This is a genomic window from Promicromonospora sp. NPDC057138, assembly GCF_042670845.1.
GTDB lineage: Bacteria > Actinomycetota > Actinomycetes > Actinomycetales > Cellulomonadaceae > Promicromonospora.
The window spans coordinates 1-17,387 of the sequence record NZ_JBHUUX010000066.1 but is presented as its reverse complement, the minus strand read 5'-3'; the positions used below and the strand labels follow the sequence as shown (position 1 = coordinate 17,387).

Annotated in this window: 16 protein-coding genes; 12 read left to right on the top strand and 4 right to left on the bottom strand. The window is 72.2% G+C overall.

The genetic code is table 11. From position 1 onward, the window contains the following. The first annotated feature begins 12 nt into the window (after positions 1 to 12). From ACFT2C_RS24395 to ACFT2C_RS24365, 7 genes are all read left to right on the top strand, one after another. Positions 13 to 1,026 (top strand): TatD family hydrolase, encoded by a 1,014-nt coding sequence (locus tag ACFT2C_RS24395; protein WP_377209675.1) that lies wholly within the window; start codon positions 13 to 15, stop codon positions 1,024 to 1,026. 93 nt (positions 1,027 to 1,119) lie between these two features. Continuing rightward, positions 1,120 to 2,289: a ubiquitin-like domain-containing protein gene (locus ACFT2C_RS24390; RefSeq protein WP_377209674.1), complete on the top strand. Its 1,170-nt coding sequence runs from the start codon at positions 1,120 to 1,122 to the stop codon at positions 2,287 to 2,289. A 214-nt stretch (positions 2,290 to 2,503) separates the two neighbouring features. After that, entirely contained in the window at positions 2,504 to 3,790 is a 1,287-nt protein-coding gene (locus tag ACFT2C_RS24385; RefSeq protein WP_377209673.1) for a G5 domain-containing protein, read from the top strand. A gap of 214 nt (positions 3,791 to 4,004) precedes the next feature. After that, the gene (locus ACFT2C_RS24380; RefSeq protein ID WP_377209672.1) at positions 4,005 to 5,468 is read left to right on the top strand and encodes a transglycosylase family protein; all 1,464 of its coding nucleotides are present in this window, start codon (positions 4,005 to 4,007) and stop codon (positions 5,466 to 5,468) included. A 523-nt stretch (positions 5,469 to 5,991) separates the two neighbouring features. Further along, on the top strand, positions 5,992 to 7,209 hold the full coding sequence (locus ACFT2C_RS24375; protein ID WP_377209671.1) for a ubiquitin-like domain-containing protein: 1,218 nt from the start codon (positions 5,992 to 5,994) through the stop codon (positions 7,207 to 7,209). 19 nt (positions 7,210 to 7,228) lie between these two features. Next, positions 7,229 to 8,098 (top strand): 16S rRNA (adenine(1518)-N(6)/adenine(1519)-N(6))-dimethyltransferase RsmA, encoded by an 870-nt coding sequence (rsmA, locus tag ACFT2C_RS24370; protein ID WP_377209670.1) that lies wholly within the window; start codon positions 7,229 to 7,231, stop codon positions 8,096 to 8,098. After that, complete coding sequence (locus ACFT2C_RS24365) at positions 8,095 to 9,048, top strand: 4-(cytidine 5'-diphospho)-2-C-methyl-D-erythritol kinase (RefSeq protein WP_377209669.1); 954 nt, start codon at positions 8,095 to 8,097, stop codon at positions 9,046 to 9,048. Before rsmA ends, ACFT2C_RS24365 begins: the two co-directional genes overlap by 4 nt. A gap of 33 nt (positions 9,049 to 9,081) precedes the next feature. On the opposite strand, the gene ACFT2C_RS24360 is transcribed toward ACFT2C_RS24365, so the two are convergent. After that, a complete protein-coding gene (locus ACFT2C_RS24360; RefSeq protein WP_377209668.1) occupies positions 9,082 to 9,972 on the bottom strand; it encodes an acetylxylan esterase in 891 nt (296 codons plus the stop codon). Positions 9,973 to 10,058: 86 nt separating this feature from the next. After that, positions 10,059 to 11,048 carry an acetylxylan esterase gene (locus tag ACFT2C_RS24355; protein WP_377209667.1) on the bottom strand — a complete coding sequence of 330 codons (990 nt, stop codon included), beginning with the start codon at positions 11,046 to 11,048 and terminating at the stop codon, positions 10,059 to 10,061. Positions 11,049 to 11,209: 161 nt separating this feature from the next. Here ACFT2C_RS24355 and ACFT2C_RS24350 point away from each other — a divergent pair, with 161 nt between their 5' ends. Both ACFT2C_RS24350 and ACFT2C_RS24345 read left to right on the top strand, forming a co-directional pair. Continuing rightward, positions 11,210 to 13,072: an ABC-F family ATP-binding cassette domain-containing protein gene (locus ACFT2C_RS24350; protein ID WP_377209666.1), complete on the top strand. Its 1,863-nt coding sequence runs from the start codon at positions 11,210 to 11,212 to the stop codon at positions 13,070 to 13,072. Then, positions 13,069 to 13,545 carry an Lrp/AsnC family transcriptional regulator gene (locus ACFT2C_RS24345; RefSeq protein ID WP_377209665.1) on the top strand — a complete coding sequence of 159 codons (477 nt, stop codon included), beginning with the start codon at positions 13,069 to 13,071 and terminating at the stop codon, positions 13,543 to 13,545. Before ACFT2C_RS24350 ends, ACFT2C_RS24345 begins: the two co-directional genes overlap by 4 nt. A gap of 15 nt (positions 13,546 to 13,560) precedes the next feature. Here ACFT2C_RS24345 and ACFT2C_RS24340 read toward each other — a convergent pair whose 3' ends face one another. After that, complete coding sequence (locus tag ACFT2C_RS24340; protein WP_377209664.1) at positions 13,561 to 14,487, bottom strand: LD-carboxypeptidase; 927 nt, start codon at positions 14,485 to 14,487, stop codon at positions 13,561 to 13,563. A 57-nt stretch (positions 14,488 to 14,544) separates the two neighbouring features. Next, positions 14,545 to 15,063 (bottom strand): MarR family winged helix-turn-helix transcriptional regulator, encoded by a 519-nt coding sequence (locus ACFT2C_RS24335; protein WP_377209663.1) that lies wholly within the window; start codon positions 15,061 to 15,063, stop codon positions 14,545 to 14,547. Positions 15,064 to 15,115: 52 nt separating this feature from the next. On the opposite strand from ACFT2C_RS24335, the gene ACFT2C_RS24330 reads away from it, so the two are divergent. The 3 genes from ACFT2C_RS24330 (at position 15,116) to ACFT2C_RS24320 (ending at position 17,309) form a co-directional block, all read left to right on the top strand. Beyond that, on the top strand, positions 15,116 to 15,844 hold the full coding sequence (locus ACFT2C_RS24330) for an SDR family NAD(P)-dependent oxidoreductase (protein WP_377209662.1): 729 nt from the start codon (positions 15,116 to 15,118) through the stop codon (positions 15,842 to 15,844). Between the two features lie 249 nt (positions 15,845 to 16,093). Further along, positions 16,094 to 16,624, top strand: coding sequence for a peptidoglycan-binding protein (locus tag ACFT2C_RS24325; RefSeq protein ID WP_377209661.1), 531 nt, complete (start codon positions 16,094 to 16,096; stop codon positions 16,622 to 16,624). Between the two features lies 1 nt (position 16,625). Further along, the gene (locus ACFT2C_RS24320) at positions 16,626 to 17,309 is read left to right on the top strand and encodes a hypothetical protein (protein WP_377209660.1); all 684 of its coding nucleotides are present in this window, start codon (positions 16,626 to 16,628) and stop codon (positions 17,307 to 17,309) included. Positions 17,310 to 17,387 lie beyond the last annotated feature (78 nt).

Here is a 17,387-nt window from a genome sequence, read left to right as displayed (position 1 = left end):
AGCGACCCGACGATGGCGAAGCGCACACGCGAGCGCGGATTTCCGGCCGACCCGGAGCCGCTGCCCGTCCCGGTCGTGGACAACCACACCCATCTCGACCACATAGCGGCGGTGCTGCCGGCCGCGGCGCCGGACGGCGAGCCGGCCGCGCCGGGCGGCCCGGGCGGGCAGTCCTGGCCGCCCTCTGTCGCCGACCACCTGGCCCGCGCGGCGCTGGCGGGCGTGGACCGCATTGTCCAGGTCGGCTGCGACCTCCCCTCGGCCCGCTGGACCGCCGAGCTTGTGGGCGCGACCGTTGCGCCTCAAACGGGCGGGACATCGCAACTGTCGCGCCCACAACAAGAACGGGCTCGGGTTGTCGGGGCCCTTGCGATCCACCCGAACGAGGCCGTGCTGCATGCCGGCGTCCTCGAGGTGGGGCCGGACGGGCTCGCGCCCGAGCCCGAGGAGCGCCACGCGGTGGGCCTCGACGACGCGATCGCCGAGATCGCGGACCTGGCGAAGGGCAACGACCGCATCCGCGCGATCGGCGAGACCGGCATGGACCTGTTCCGCACGGGCCCGCGCGGCGAGCAGGCCCAGCGGAGCAGCTTTCGCGCGCACATCGCGCTGGCCAAGGAGCTGGGCCTGGCCCTGCAGATCCATGACCGGGACGCGCACGCCCCGGTGATCGAGGTCCTGCTGGCCGACGGCGCCCCCGAGCGCACGGTCTTCCACTGCTACAGCGGCGACGCCGAGATGGCTCGCGTCTGCGCGGAGAACGGCTGGTACCTGTCGTTCGCCGGGCCCGTGACGTTCAAGGCCAACCACCACCTGCGCGAGGCCCTGTCCGTCGCGCCGCGTGAGCTGATCCTGCTGGAGACCGACGCCCCGTACCTGACGCCGCACCCCTTCCGGGGACAGCCGAACGCCCCGTTCGCGGCCGCCCATACCGTCCGCGCCATGGCGGCTCACCTCGACGAGGACCTCGCGGCGTTGTGCACCGACATCACCGCGAACTCGGAGCGCGTCTACGGCAATTGGTGAGAACGGCGCCTTGATGCGAGAAATACGGCATTTCATTTCATGCCCTGATGTCTTTTCCTGTGCAGTCTGTTCCGTTACGGTCTGGTGCTCGTGGTGAGGTACGCACGGCCGTGGCTCGCGAGCAGACCGGCCCGGTGGGTGGTCCGTGGTGCCGTCGTCGGCGCGCTCGTCGGCGTGTCCGGCATGTACGTCGCCAACGCGACCACCATGACCATCGACTACAACGGTGACGTCCGCACGGTCGGCGTCTACGGCGACACGGTCGGTGACGCGCTCGCGTCGCAGCACATCGAGGTGGGCCGCGACGACATCGTGCAGCCCGCCGCGAGCTCCGACGTCGGCGCCGGCGGCACGGTGGTGGTCCGCACCAGCCGCGAGATCACCGTCGAGCTCGACGGCCAGAGCATCACGCTCCGCACCACCGCCGGGACGGTCGGCGAGCTCCTCGCGGCCCTCGGCCCGCGCGGCGACGGCGCGCTCGCCACGGCCTCCCGCACCGAGCGGCTGGACCGCGACCCGGTCCGCTTCTCCACGGTCAAGAAGGTGAACATCGCCGTGGACGGCTCGGTGCTCGAGTTCAACACCACCCAGTCGACGGTGCGCGGCCTCTTCAAGGAGGCGGGCATCGCGCTGGCCGACGGCGACGTCACCTCCGTGCCGCTCGACGCCGCCGCCGTCGACGGGATGATCATCATGGTCAGCCGCGACGCGTCGTCGTCGCGCACGGTGACCGAGGTGGTGCCGTTCGAGAGCGAGAAGGTCGAGGACTCGAGCCTGCCCGAGGGGTACGAGTCGATCCGCACGGCGGGGGTACCCGGCGAGGCCACGGTGAAGTACGCGGTGAAGACCGTGGGTGGCGCCGTCGTCGAGCGCACCGTGGTGGAGCGGAAGGTCACCCGGGAGCCCGTGAACGAGGTGGTGGTGGTCGGGACCATGGACGTGGCCACGGCGCCCGTCGACCCGGGCTCCGCCCGGGCGCTGGGCCAGGCGATGGCGGCCGAGCGCGGCTGGGGCGCCGACGAGTTCTCCTGCCTGGACCAGCTCTGGCAGAAGGAGAGCGGCTGGCGCTGGAACGCCGACAACCCCTCCAGCAGCGCCTACGGCATCGCGCAGGCGAACCCGGGCTCCAAGATGGCCACCGTCGGCAGCGACTGGCTGACGAACCCCGCGACCCAGATCGAGTGGGGCCTCGGCTATATCTCCGGGCGGTATGGGACGCCGTGCGGCGCCTGGGCGCACTCGGTCGAGATCGGCTGGTACTAAGCCTCGTCTTCACCCTCAGACATTTGGGATATTGCCGAATGTTCTGGACCCGTCAGGGGCGTTATTGCCGAATCTGGCTTGCAATTGACAAAGGCAGAGTTACGGTCGCTGAGACCGCCGGATCGGTCGGCCCGGCCCGCGTCCCAGCGCGGGCGGCGCGTGCGAGTCGCGTCGCACCGGCCCCGTGCCCGGACCGCTCGAGGACTGGACTCGCGTGACATCTCCGCATCCGGCTCAGGGCAGCCCCAGTGATTCACTCATCAACCCTGAGGTCGACGGCGACGTCGGCATCACCGAGCCTTTCGGCCCGCCGCCTCTGGCGGAAGAGGTCTTTCCCGCCGCGATGTTCGCCGCCTCCAACGCGGAGGTGATGGCCAGCCTTCCGCCCGGCCATCCGTCCGGACCGATGCCCGTCGTGTCGGCCGGCGACGCCGACGCCATGACGGCTCCACCGCCGCCACCTCCGCCTCCGCCACCCGTGCCGCCCAGGCGCCGCCGGACGGGTCTTCTCGTGAGTGTCGCGGCGATCGTGCTGGCCGGAGCCGGCGGCGTCGCGGCCTACGCCGCCGCCCACAAGACCGTCACGCTCGACGTGGGCGGCAAGGTCACCACCGTCGAGACCTTCCAGGGCGATGTCGCCGACCTCCTGACTGACGAGGGCATCGAGGTCACCGGCCGGGACGCCGTGACACCCGGCGTCGACGGCGCGCTGAGCGAGGGCGGCACCGTCGTCGTCCGCTACGGCCATCGGGTCACCCTGCGGGCCGACGGCGAACGGCGGACCGCCTGGGTCACCACGCTCGACGCCGACCGCGCGCTCGCCCGGCTCTCGAAGCAGAGCGACGACGTGGTGCTCCTCCCGTGGCGCTCCGGCGCGATCGCGAGGCTCCCGATGCCCCTCGACCTCGACGGTCCGGTGCGCCTCGTGGTCGGCGGGGAGGCGCGCCGGGTGGCCGACGGCGCCGTGCCACTCGACGCCCTGCTCGCCGCGAACAAGGTCAAGATCGACGCCGACGACCGGATCACCGTCGAGCGACAGCGGCCGGACGGGCCGGGCGCGCCCACACTGGCCGTCGTCGTCCAGGCGGTCCAGACCTCCATCGAGGAGACGGTCTCCGAGCTGCCGTTCGACACGGTGACGGCCTCGGACCCGAACCACTACGAGGACCTCGGCCCCTACCTGGCGACCAAGGGCGTGGTGGGCGAGCGCGTCACGTCGTGGGACATCATCACCATCGACGGCAAGGTCGTGGACAGGGAGAAGCTGTCCACCTGGGTCTCGCAGCGGCCCGTCGACGAGGTGATCATGTACGGCACCAAGGCCCGCCCGGAACCCAAGCCCAAGCCGAAGCCTGAGCCGACGCCGGATTCCAGCTCGAAGGCCAAGCCTGAGCCGACGCCGGACTCCAGCTCGAAGGCCAAGCCTGAGCCGACGCCGGACTCCAGCTCGAAGGCCAAGCCAGACGCCAAGCCCGACGCCAAGCCCGACTCCAAGCCCTGAGTCGCCCATTTTTCGCCCTGGACATTTGGGAAATTGACCTGTTTTCCCGGCCTTTTGCGAGTCATATTGGCGAATAGGCTTGCATTTGATAACAGCAGGGTTACGGTCGCGGAGAAGCCGGATCGGCCGGCCGGGCCCGCGCCCAGCGCGGGAGGCACGTGAGACTCGTGTCGCCTCGGCCCCCGTGCCCGGAAGGCGCCAGGACTGGATCCGCGTGACATCTCCCCACCCGGCTCAGGGCATCCTCAGTGATCAGCCCATCAACCCTGAGGCCGACGCCAGCGTCGGCATCACCGAGCTTTCCGGCCCACCGCCGTCGGCGGACGAGGCCTTCCCCGCGGCAGTGACAGCCGCAGCCGGCCCCCAGGCCGGCCCTCCATCCGGCGCACCGCCCGCAGCGGCAGTCGCCCCGACGGCCGTCACGGCGGCCGTGCCACCTCCATCTCCGCCGCCTGGGGAGTCCGCCCCGCCGCCCCGGCGTCACCGCGGGGCAGCCCTCCTCGCGGGGGCCGCGGCCGTCGCCGTGGTCGGTGCCGGTGGCATCACGGCATACGCCTCGGCCCACAAGAGCATCACGCTCGACGTGGACGGCAAGGTCACGACCGTCGAGACCTACCAGGGCGACATCGCCGACCTCCTCGTCGACGAGGGCGTCGAGGTCACGAACCGGGACGTCGTGACGCCCAGCGCCTACGGCCCCCTCCGGGACGGTGGCATGGTCGTGGTCCGCTACGGCCACCACGTCACCCTCCAGGTCGACGGCGTGCGTCGGACCACCTGGGTCACCGCGCTCGACGCCGACCAGGCGCTTGCCACGCTCTCCGGGCGGGCCGGCGACGTGGCCCTGGTCCCGACCCGCTCCGGCGGCCGCATCACGCTCCCGATGCGGCTCGACGCAGACAGCCCCGTGAACCTGGTGGTCGGCGGAAAGACGCAGCGCGTGTCCGACGGCGCAGCGGCGCTCGACGACCTGCTCGCCGACAACGACGTCACGGTCGACGCGGACGACAGGGTCACCATCGAGCGCGGGCAGCCGGCAGGCCCGCCGACAGTCGTCCCGGGCGCGCCGACGCTGACCGTCGTCGTGAAGAAGGTCGAGACCTCGGTCGAGCGGACCGTGACCCGGCTCCCGTTCGACAAGGTCACGGCGCAGGACCCGGACCGGTTCGAGGATCTCGACCCGTACCTGGCGACCGAGGGCGTGGTGGGCAAGCGTGTCACGTCGTGGGACGTCACCAGGGTCGACGGCAAGGTCGTGGACAGGGACAAGCTGTCCTCGACGGTGCAGCGCAAGCCGGTCGACCAGGTGGTCATGTACGGCACCAAGGCGCGCCCCGAGCCGGAACCCGAGCCGGCCCCCGCGCCGCAGGAGGCGGTGGAACCCGCGTCGCTGGAGGCGGTGGAGCCCGAACCGGAGCCCGACGACGGGGCGGCCGTCACGGGCGACGTCTGGGCCGCCCTCGCGAAGTGCGAGTCGGGCGGTAACCCCACCACCAACACCGGCAACGGCTACTACGGGCTCTACCAGTTCACGCTCCCCACCTGGGAGGCGATGGGCGGCTCCGGCCTCCCATCGGATGCCTCGGCCGCTGAGCAGACGATGCGCGCCCAAGCGCTCCAGCAGCAGTCCGGCTGGGGCCAGTGGCCCGCATGCGCCGCATCGCTCGGCCTGTACTGACCCCACCCCCGGGTCGTGTCGGACGCCCAGGTCACCGGAGTGATCTGGGCGTCCGACACGACCGGAGCCTCGCGCAGAACTTGGACGCTTGTCCTGGACGAGTGACCGAGAACACAGGTTGCAACCCACCGAGATAGTTGGCCGAGCGATAACAAATCAGTTACGTTCGGTTGTCCTCGCTGGCGCGGGGGTGCGACGTGGTGTAGGCCACAGCACTCCGGCGGAGGCAGGACGGCACTGCGCGCGGAACCTCGCGGGCAGTGTGAGACCGCCGGATCGGCCGGTCGAGACCGCAACGGCTCGCAAGAGTCGCCAGGCCCTATTCGGCCGAATCGTGGTAGGGACTCCCGCCCCAAACGGGATGCCCGTCTCGCCGCCCGTGCCCGGGACGTCCGACGACTGGACACGAGTGAACCCCCGTTTTGAGCAGCAGAGTTCTGGCTCCATCCCCAGCATCGACTCACCGTCCGAGGCAGTAGCACCTCAGGCAGCCCTCTCGAAGCGTCGCCGTCGCTGGCCGCTCGTGGCAGGCCTCGCGGCCGTCGCGATCGTCGCGTCCGGATCGGTCGCCTTCGCGCAGGCACAGAAGACCGTCACCCTCGACGTCGACGGCACGTCGAAGACCATCACCACCTACTCCGGCTCCGTCGCGGGCATGCTCGAGTCGCAGGGCGTCCGTCTGGGCGAGCGCGACCTCGTGGCCCCCGGGGCCGACGCCAAGCTTTCCGACGGCGACGAGATCGTCGTCCGCTACGCCCGCGAGGTCACCATGACCGACGGCAAGGGCGAGCGCGACGTCTGGGTCACCGTCACCGACGCGGGCGAGGCCCTGACCACCCTCGCCGAGCGCGGCGGCGACGTCGCACTGGTGGCATCCCGCTCGGGCGACCGTGCGTCCCTCCCGCTCCGACTGAACGACGACGGACCTGTCGCCGTCGTGGCGGACGGCAAGACCCGCGTGGTCGAGGACCACTCCGAGAGCGTCGACAGCGTGCTCGGCGGCCTCAAGGTCGAGCTCGACAAGGACGACCTCGTGAGCGTCGCCCCGGTCGCCTCCCTGGCGCACGAGAAGGCGATCGACGCCAAGGATGCCCGGTCGGCCGAGAAAGCCGGCGCGGACGTCGCCATCCACGTGCAGCGCGTCCGGACCGAGAAGATCACGCAGAGGTTCGACCTGGACTTCGACACGAAGACCGTCCAGGACGACGACCGCTACGCGGACGAGGGCGACCTGGTCCGGACCGAGGGCAAGCAGGGTGTCCGCACCCGCGTCGTCGTGCTCCGCACGATCGACGGCGAGGTCGTGCACCGCAAGGAGCTCTACGAGAAGGTGACGAAGAAGCCGGTCGACCGGGTCATCGTCGAGGGCACCAAGAAGCGCCCCGTCGTGGTGGAGGAGCCCGTCGAGGAGACCTCCGTCGAGTCCAGCGCTCCCGCGCCGTCGGGCTCGGTCAAGGAGATCGGCCAGCAGATGGCCGCCGCCCGCGGCTGGACCGGCGAGGAGTGGACCTGCCTCGACCTCCTCTGGGAGCGCGAGTCGGGCTGGAACTACCAGGCTTCCAACCCGTCGGGTGCCTACGGCATCCCGCAGGCGCTGCCGGGCTCCAAGATGGGCACTGCGGGCTCGGACTGGGCCACCAACCCGGCCACCCAGATCGAGTGGGGTCTGGGCTACATCGCTGACCGCTACGGCACGCCGTGCGGCGCGTGGGGCCACTCGGAGTCGGTGGGTTGGTACTGATCCCGTTAGGCTCCCCTGCATGAACGAAACCTCAGGCGCCCTGCTCGGTCCCGCGGAGATCCGCGACCTGGCAGGGCGCTTGGGCGTTCGGCCCACCAAGACCCTGGGCCAGAACTTCCTGCACGACGGCGGCACGGTCCGCAAGATCGTGCGCATCGCGGACCTGAGGCCGGGCGAACGGGTGGTCGAGGTCGGCCCGGGACTGGGGTCGCTGACCCTGGGCCTGGTGGAGGCCGGCGCCTCCGTCGTGGCCATCGAGATCGACCCGGTCCTCGCGGGCCAGATCGCCGGCACGGTGAAGGCGCGGTTCCCGGACGCCGACTTCGAGGTGGTGCTCTCCGACGCAATGGACGTCACCACCCTGCCCGGCGACCCGCCGACGGCGCTCGTGGCGAACCTCCCGTACAACGTGGCAGTTCCCGTGCTGCTCACCATGCTGCAGCGGTTCGACTCGCTGGAGCGGGTGCTCGTCATGGTCCAGGCCGAGGTGGCCGACCGGATCGCCGCCGTGCCGGGCTCCAAGATCTACGGCATCCCGTCGGTGAAGGCTGCCTGGTACGCGTCGGCCCGCCGGGCGGGGACCATCGGGCGCAACGTCTTCTGGCCCGCGCCGAACGTCGACTCGGCGCTCGTCCACCTGGAGCGCCGGGAGCCGCCGTCGACCACCGCGTCGCGCGAGCGGGTCTTCGCCGTCGTGGACGCCGCGTTCGCGCAGCGCCGCAAGACCCTGCGGGCCGCGCTGTCCACCCTGTTCGGCTCGGGCGCCGCCGCCGAGACGGCGCTCCGCGCCGCCGGCGTGGACCCGAGCGCGCGGGGCGAGACGCTTGTGGTCGAGCAGTTCGCGCGCATCGCGGAACAGCTTCCCGACAACGAGGAGGGGGCCGAGTGAGCGCGCGCCTCAGCGCGGCTCCGCCGCCGTCGGTCCGGGTGCGCGCGCCCGGAAAGGTCAACCTCACGCTGCGCGTGGGACCCGTCGGTGCCGACGGCTACCACCCGCTGGCGACGATCTTCCAGGCCGTGTCCCTCTTCGAGGAGGTCACCGCCACCCAGGCCCCGCCCGGCGCCGGTATCTCGCTCACGGTCTCGGGTCCGCAGGCGGACGCCGTCCCGACCGACGAGACCAACCTCGCCTGGCGGGCCGCCGCGCTGCTGGCCGACCGCACGGGCCTGGCGGCCGACGTCGGCCTGCACATCACCAAGGGCGTGCCCGTCGCGGGCGGCATGGCGGGCGGGTCCGCCGACGCCGCCGCCGCGCTCGTGGCGTGCGACGCGCTCTGGGACGCCGGGGTGCCGCGCCCGGAGCTGGTCGAGATGGCGGCCGAGCTCGGGGCTGACGTGCCGTTCTCGCTGCTGGGGCACACCGCCGTCGGCACCCGGCGGGGCGACCTGCTGACGCCGGCGATGACGCGCGGCGAGTTCCACTGGTGCATTGCCACGCAGCGCCATGGCCTGTCCACGCCCGGCGTGTTCCGCCGGTTCGATGAGCTGGCGGGCCCGTCGACGCCGGCCGTCGCCCCCGCCGCCGACGACACCGAGCTCATGCACGCGCTGCGCGCCGGGGACCCGGTGGCGCTGGGCAAGGCGCTGCACAACGACCTGGAGGCCCCGGCGCTGGACCTGCGGCCCGAGCTCGCCGAGGTGCTGGACGTCGCCACCGACGCCGGGGCGCTGGGCGTGATCGTGTCCGGGTCCGGACCCACCGTCGCCGCGCTCGGGCGCTCGCGGCAGCACGCGCTCGCGCTGGGCGCCGCGTGGACGGCGGCCGACGTCGTCGACGCGGTCTGGACCGCGATCGGCCCGGTCCCGGGCACTCAGATCGTCACCTCGATCTCCCGCTGACCGATCCTTTCCCGCTGACCGATCCCGGGAGGGTCAGGAAGCCACCTGGGGGACGAAGACGCTCGTCAGGTGCGTGTGCGCCGCGATCCAGCGGGTGCGCCGGACCGTCGCGTTGCTCTCGGTGGTCAGGACGCACTCCACCACGCGCTCGACCGACCCCGTCATCGCGGCCAGCGCCAGCGCCGCGTTGAAGCCCCAGTCCTCGAGCAGCACCTGGGCGCCCGCGCCCTGCGTGAGCTGCAGCGGCGTGCTCGCCCGGCGGGCGAACGCGACCAGGGAGTCCTTGTGCGCGGCGGGGATGTCGCCCTCCACCATCGCGCACGCGAGGTCGGGCAGCAGCCCGGCCGCGGCGACGACGGCCGCGGCCACCGGGCCTGTGCCGAGCACCGCCACGCGCGAAGGGTCCACGCTCGCGAGGGTCCGCAGGGCCTGCACCGACCGGACGGCGTCGGTGAAGACGCCGCGGTTGTACGGGTCGTCGAGGTCGTCCTGGGGCAGCTCGACCACGAGGTGCGCGAACCCGCCGGACGCGAGCCACTCGAGGTCGCGGCTCGCGGCGCGACCAGCGGGCCGCAGCTCCACCAGGCCCGGCAGCGTCGCGCCGGCGCCGACCGGCGTGATGAGGTGACCCGTCACCGGGCGGCCCTCGAACCCGGCGAACGTCGCGGACTCCGCCGTGAGGTCCCGGGAACGGGCGGAGGCGGCGGTCAGCACGGGCGCGACCTCGATGTCGCGGTGTGCGGCCAGCGTCTCGGACCAGAACAGGTCGAAGTTCTCGGGCTCGTCGGCGGCGGGCGCGGCCGCCGGCGTCACCGCGACGAGCGGCAGGTCGAAGTTCTCGGGCTCGTCGGCGGCTGGGGAGGCGGTCGGCGCCGGCACCGAGGGCGAGAAGGCCGTGATGGGCGGCAGGTCGAAGTCAGGCATTGGGGAGACCTCCGGAAAGTGGGCGTGCGCTGGGAGCGTACCGCCAGTCGGTATCGGGTAAATTTCCGGTTGGCTCCGGCCCGGCGTCAGATGATCTTGCCCAGCCACTGGAGCTTGCGCGGGAAGCGGTAGTCGCCGCCGCCCTCGTGGTTGTTGTACGGGTAGACGTCGATCTCCTTGGTGACCGTCTCACCGTGCCCCGGCGCCCAGCTGTTGAACGCCGCGTACACGGTGGACGGCGGGCAGGTCCCATCCATGAGCGCCACCGAGAACAGGCCCGCCGAGCGTGCCCGGCGGGCGAACGACACCCCGTCCAGGTAGGAGAAGGTGCGCCAGACCTGCGCCTCGACCTCCGGGTCGCGGTACACGGAGAGGTACTTCGTGATCTCGCCGTACGGGAAGCTGTCCGTGATGGACACCGCCCGGCGGTACTGGCTCAGGAACGGCACGTCCGGCATGGCGGCCACGACGTCGGGCACCAGGCCGGCGACCGCGATGGTGATGCCGCCGCCCTGGCTGCCGCCGCTCAGCGCCACGCGCTCCGGGTCGATGCCATCGATGGCGCGTGCCGCGTCGACGGCCCGAACGCCGTCCGTGAAGACGCGGCGGTAGTAGTGGTCGTGCGGGTCCAGCACGCCGCGCGTCATGAACCCGGGCGTCGCAGGCCCCGACCCCACCGGGTCCGGCGTCCCGCCGCCGGAACCCCAGCCCGAACCCTGCCCGCGCGTGTCCATCATGAGGTGCGCGTAGCCGGCCGCCGCCCAATGGATGTGCTCGTGCGGCAGGCCGCGCCCGCCGCCGTAGCCCTGGTACTCGACCACCACCGGCAGGTCGCCCCCCGCGTGCGCCGGGCGGGTCAGCCAGGCCTTGACGGGGTGCCCACCGAAGCCCGGGAACGTGACGTCGTCGACCAGGATCTCCGTCAGCCCGACGTCGATCCGCTCCACGGTCGGCGCCTCGTCGAACGAGCGCGCCTCGGTCAGGGTCGTCGACCAGAACTCGTCGAAGTCGCCGGGCTCGTCGACCTCGGGGAGGTACTTCTCGAGCTCGGGCAGCGGCATGTCGAACTGGGCCACGTGGGTGCTCCTCGGCGTCGTCGTTCTTCAGGGTCGGCGACAGAGTCCTCCTGGCACATCGCCGTCGACGGGGGACAGCGTAGCCGTGGCGTCGGACATCGAACAGGTGTGATGACCGGCCGGTGTCCGCCCCCGACCCCACGGCGAACTACGCTTCTTAGGTGGCACATCTTCTCGGCGCAGACGGCATCGCGCTGACCATCGGTACTCGCACCCTCCTGTCCGACGTCTCCCTCGGGCTCGACGACGGCGACCGCGTCGGCGTGGTCGGCCCCAACGGTGCCGGCAAGTCGACGCTGCTGCGCATCCTCGCGGGCACCTCGCAGCCCGACGGCGGACGGGTCACCAAGGTGGGCGGCTCCACCCTGGGCATGCTCGACCAGCGCGACGAGCTGCCCGACGCCGCCACGGTGCTCGACCTCGTGCACGGCGACGCCGAGACGCACGTCTGGGCGTCGGAGGCCCGGATCCGCGAGGTGCACGACGGCCTGCTCGCCGACCTCGCATGGGACGCCCCGGCGGTGAAGCTCTCGGGCGGCCAGCGCCGGCGCGTTGCGCTCGCGGCGCTGCTGGTGCAGGACCCGGACGTGCTGCTCCTCGACGAGCCCACCAACCACCTCGACGTCGAGGGCGTGGCCTGGCTCGCCGCCCACCTCCGCGAACGGTACGGGCGCCCCGGCACGACCGGCGCGCTCGTGGTCGTGACGCACGACCGCTGGTTCCTCGACGAGGTCTGCACCCGCATGTGGGAGGTGCGCGGCGACGGGACCGGCGCCATCGACGGGTACGAGGGCGGCTACGCGGCCTACATCCTGGCGCGCGCCGAGCGGGCACGACAGGCCGCGACGGCGGCCGAGAAGCGGGACAACCTGCTGCGCAAGGAGCTCGCGTGGCTGCGCCGCGGCGCGCCGGCCCGCACGTCCAAGCCGAAGTTCCGGCTCGACGCCGCGTCCGCGCTGATCGACGACGAGCCGCCGCCCCGTGACTCGATGGAGCTGACCCGTATGGCGACGCGGCGGCTGGGCAAGGACGTGCTGGACCTGGAGTCGGTCTCGCTGGAGCTCGGCGGCAAGGTCCTGTTCGACGACGTGACCTGGCGCCTCGGCCCCGGGGACCGGTACGGCGTCGTGGGCGTCAACGGCGCGGGCAAGACGACGCTGCTCGCGCTGCTCGCGGGCCGCCGCGAGCCGGACTCGGGCCGGGTCAAGCGGGGCAAGACCATCCACGTGAAGGAGCTGTCGCAGGACGTCGCCGAGCTGGACGAGGTCGGCAGCCTGAAGGCGGTCGAGGTGATCGAGCAGGAGAAGGGCCGGGTCGTCGTCGACGGCAAGGAGCTCACCGCCGCGCAGCTCACCGAGAAGCTCGGGTTCACGCGGGAGCGCGCGTACACACCGGTGCGGGACCTGTCCGGCGGCGAGCGGCGTCGGCTCCAGCTCCTGCGGCTGCTCGTGGCCGAACCCAACGTGCTGCTGCTCGACGAGCCCACCAACGACCTCGACACCGACACCCTCGCCGCCGTCGAGGACCTGCTGGACGGCTGGCTCGGGACGCTGATCGTCGTCTCGCACGACCGGTACCTGCTGGAGCGGGTGGCGGACCGCCAGGTGGCGCTGCTCGGCGACGGGACCATCCGGGACCTGCCCGGCGGGGTGGAGGAGTACTTGCGGCTGCGGGCGGCGGCGAAGGCCTCCGGCGCCTCGGCTTCGGGCACCCCGGCGGGTGCTGGTCCCGCCTCCGGTTCGGGCTCCGGCGGGACGACGTCGGGCGCGGCTCCCGCGTCGGACGGCGTCCCGGGCGGGGAGCCGTCGCAGCGCGATATTCGCGCTGCACAGAAAGAGGTCTCCCGAATTGAGCGTCGTCTTGCGAAGATTACCGAGAAGGAGGCCGAGCTGCACGAAACCATCGCGCGGCAGGCAACGGACTACCAGGCCGTCGCCCGGCTCGACGCGGAGCTGCGCGACCTGACGAGCGAGCGCGACGAGCTCGAGGCGGCCTGGTTGGAAGCGGCGGAGGTGGCGGGATGACCGACAACGATCTGGCACCGCTCGACGGGATCGACCGAGCGCTCGTCGACGCACTGCGCAAGGACGGCCGCACCACGCTCGCGGTGCTCTCCGAGATCTCGGGCCTGTCCCTGTCGGCGGTGCAGGTGCGGGTGCGGAAGCTGGAGGCGCGCGGCGTCATCACGGGCTACCGGGCGGTGGTGAACCCGGAGGCGGTGGGCCTGCCGCTGTCGGCGTTCGTCGAGATCACGCCTCTGGACCAGGCGCAGGAGGACGACGCGCCCGACCGACTGCGGGGCATGCCCGGTATCGAGTCCTGCTACTCGGTGGCCGGCAACGCGAACTACCTGCTGACCGTACGCGTGGCCTCGCCACGGGCCCTGGAGGAGCTGCTCGGCCGGATCCGCCGGACGGCGAAGGTCTCGACGCGCACCACCGTGGTGCTGCAGACGTACTTCGAGGGGCAGACGACCGAGCCCGATCCCGCGATCTAGGTCCGCGAAGCAGGGCTACCGCGCCGCCAGGGCCGGCTGGTCCAGCGTGAGCGTGCCGGCGTCGGCGTCCAGCTCGACGGACACGCCCAGCGGCACGGTGATCGGGTCTGGCCCGTGACCGAACCCGAGCTCGCCGAGAACGGGGATGCCGAGCTGCCCGAGCAGGTCCATGACCACGGGCTCGGCCGGGTCGCAGTCCTGCCACGAGCCCAGCACGATGCCGAGCGCGCCGTCGAACCAGCCCGAGCGCAGCAGGTGCGTGAGGAACGAGTCGAGGCGGTAGGCCCGCTCGTCGACGTCCTCCAGCAGGACGATCCCGCCCGCCGCGGACGGCAGCGTGGCGCCGACCGCGACCGACATCGTCAGGAGCGAGACGCAGCCGCCGGTCGTGATGCCGCGGGCCGTGCCGCCGACCAGGGTGTGGGCCCGCGGGCCGGTGATCGTCCGAGCGGTTTCCGGCTCGAACAGCGTGCGCCGCAGGTGCTCGCGGGCCCGCTCGGACGTGAGGAACGTCGCCGCTCCCGACATCGGCCCGTACAGCGAGACCAGCCCGAGGTGCGCGGCGACGGCCTGGTGCAGCACCGTGCAGTCGCTGTACCCGACCAGCACCTTCGGGTCGGTGGCGGCGAGCGCGTCCCAGTCGACGAGGTCGACCATCCGCGCAGCCCCGTACCCGCCGCGCGCCACGATCACCGCGCGGACGTCGGGGTCGAGCCAGGCCTCCTGGAAGTCGGTGGCGCGCGCCGTGTCGGAGCCGGCCAGGTACGCGTGTCCCGGATGCGTGTCCCGGACGTGTGGCATCACCTGTACGTCGAGGCCCCACTCGCGGAGGCGGGCGACGCCGGCGTCGAGCCGCTCGGCGGGTACCGGACCGGACGGGGCGACAACGGCCACGGTGTCGCCGGGGTGCAGTCGCGGCGGGCTGATCAGGGGCCGCAGCATGCGGCCGAGATTACCGTTCGGGTCGGGTGACGCATGCAGACGCGCCTAATTTCACCCCTACGAGATCTTGCCGCCCAGCGCCGAGCCGAGCCGGCCGAGCAGCCCGGACAGCGCCTGGCGGTCCTGCGCCGAGAGATCCGTGATCAGCTCCTCCTCGTGCGTGAGCAGCTCGCGCACCGCCCGTTCGACGAGCGCGTGTCCCGCGTCGGTGAGGGTCACGGTCACGGCGCGCCGCCCTGCCGCGGCCCGCACCACCAGCCCGTCGCGCTCCGCCCGCGCCACCCGCTGCGAGATGGCGCCGGCGGTGACGAGCGTCTGCGCCGTGAGCTCCCGCGTCGTCAGCGACCAGGGCGCTCCCGCGCGGCGCAGGGTGCTCAGCAGATCGAGCGTTGCCGGGTCGATCCCGATGCGGTGCAGGGTCCGACGCCGATCGTCCGCCAGGGCCTTCGCGACCCGCCACAGCGGCGTGATCACGCCGATCGACGTCACCGGGACGCCCGGCAGCTCACGCTCCCACGCCGCGGCGATCGCCTCCGCCGGGAGGGCGGACGTGGAGTCGAAGGGGTACTCAGTCACCGGGGTCTCCTATATGTTTAGGTCTAAACATACTGTACCTGGAGGTAGTGACATGCCCCGGAATGTTCTGGTCACGGGTGGGTCGGGTGGCATCGGCGCGGCGGTCGCGCGGCAGTTCGTCGAGCAGGGGGACGGCGTGGTCATCACCGGCCGTGACGCCGCCCGGCTCGACCGTGCGGCGGAAGCGACGGGCGCGCGCGGGGTGCGCTGCGACGTCGGGCAGCCCGACGACGTCGCGGCGCTCATGGACGGGCTCGCCGCGCCCGTCGACGTGCTGGTCGCCATGGCGGGCGGCAACACGGACTTCGACCGGCCCGCGGCGGCCGGCCTCGCCGATCTGGCCGACCTGGCCGGCGGCTGGCGAGCCAACATCGAGGCGAACCTGCTCAGCACGGTGCTGGTCGCGACCGCCGTCCTGGAGGACATGCCGTCCGGCGGCACGATCGTCACGGTCGGCTCGATCGGGGCCGAGTACGCGGGCACGTCGTACGGCGTCGCCAAGGCGGCGGTCCAGGCGTGGACCGCCGGGCTGTCCGCGACGGTCGGCCCGCGCGGCATCACGGCGAACTGCGTAGCTCCGGGCTACATCTCGGACACGGGGTACTTCAAGGGCCGCCTCACCGACCAGCGCCGCGACCGCCTAGTCGCCGCCACGCACGACGGCCGCCCCGGGCTGCCCGACGACGTCGCCTCGCTGGTCACGTTCCTCGCCTCGCCCGGCGCCCGCCACATCACCGGCCAGACAATGCACGTCAACGGCGGGGCACATACGACGCGGTGAGAGCCATGGAACTCGTGGCCCAGTGCCGTCGAACGTAGGCACGGTCGCTCTATCGCCGAACGTAGGGTTGGTCGCCTAATCGGCGCCCATACGGCTACCACGCCTACGTTCGGCGAGTGCTCCTTAATCCGGCTGGCCCGGGTTCCTCCCGGTGCGTCGCTTCCGTCTTTTAAGGGCGGATTGTTACGCTCGCGCTCGCTAGCACATCGCCCGGCGCCGGCGTCGGGCAGACGAAGGAGCGCCGAGGGAATGCCCACCACCCGAACCTGGCTGCAGGCGGGCGGCGGCACCGTGGCCGCGGCCCTGATCATCGCTGCCATCGCGCAGGCGATGAACTCGAGCGCGATGTGGGTGTCCAACGACCCGGTCGGTGAGTGCGGCGCGACGTCCGGCGGGGCGGTCGTCGCCGCCCAGAACATGCTGTGGGCCGGCACCGGGCTGAAGCCCGTCGACGGGTCGTGGGACGCCGAGTCGGAGGTCGCGGCCAAGGCATTCCAGGCGTACAACGGCCTGCCCGTCAACGGCTGCGTCGACAGCGGCACGTGGGTCACCATGCGCGCGCTCGTGGTCTCCGTGTGCGACCCGGAGTTCGACTGCCGGGGTCCCGACCACCGCGTCCGCTTCACCTCCGCGGGCGGCATGCGCGACACCTACTTCGCCGAGAACGACTGCGACTGGGGCTCCTCCGTGCCGCCGGGGGTGGCCCGCAGCCCCGTCGCGTCCGATGAGGTCATAGCCCTCTCCCGGGACGCCGTGACCGAGATCGAGTGCGAGGGCTGACGTGGTCACCACCATCGACGAGCCCAGGATCCGGCCGGAGTGGCTCCTCGGCGGGGCCATCACGCTGCTCGGCGCGATCATCATCATCGTGGTCACGCTGATGATCGGGTCGGGGAAGGACGAGCCCGCCGTCACCCCCGCCGACGCCACGGCGCTCACCGCCGACTCGTGTGCCGCGGACCTGCGCCAGCCGCACTGGGTGCCGGAGAACGTCCGGCGCGCCGTGGCGGAGTGCCCCGCCGAGATCTCGGCGGGGATCGGCCGCACGACCGCGGAGGACCACCTCGGCACCTGGATCATCTACACGCTGGACGGGGCGGAGAACGCGGAGACGTTCCGCGGCGGCCCGGGGCGGGCGTGGCCCGAGGACGAGGTTCGCGCCGGTGTCTACCACCCGGCGGCGACCATCACCTACGTCGCGTACCCGGGTTCCCAGGAGCTGGCCGAGGAGCTGTCCGGCGACAACGTGACAGTCGAGTGGGAGGCGCTCGAGGAGTCGGGGCGCGACGCACGGGTCACCCGCGTGGACAACAACGGGTACGGCCCGGTGCGCGTCGAATGGACCGACGACGCCGGCTCCTACCTGCTGCTCGGCACCATCGGCCGCACACCCACGGGGAGCGCGGGCCCGACCGTCGCGGAGCTGATCCGCGTCGCGGACAGCGTAGCCGCGAAAGACCAGTAACCCTGACCGCGAAGTAGAGCGCTTGTCCGAGTCTCCCGGGTACCGCCCGGGAGACTCGGACAAGCCTGTCTCTTATAC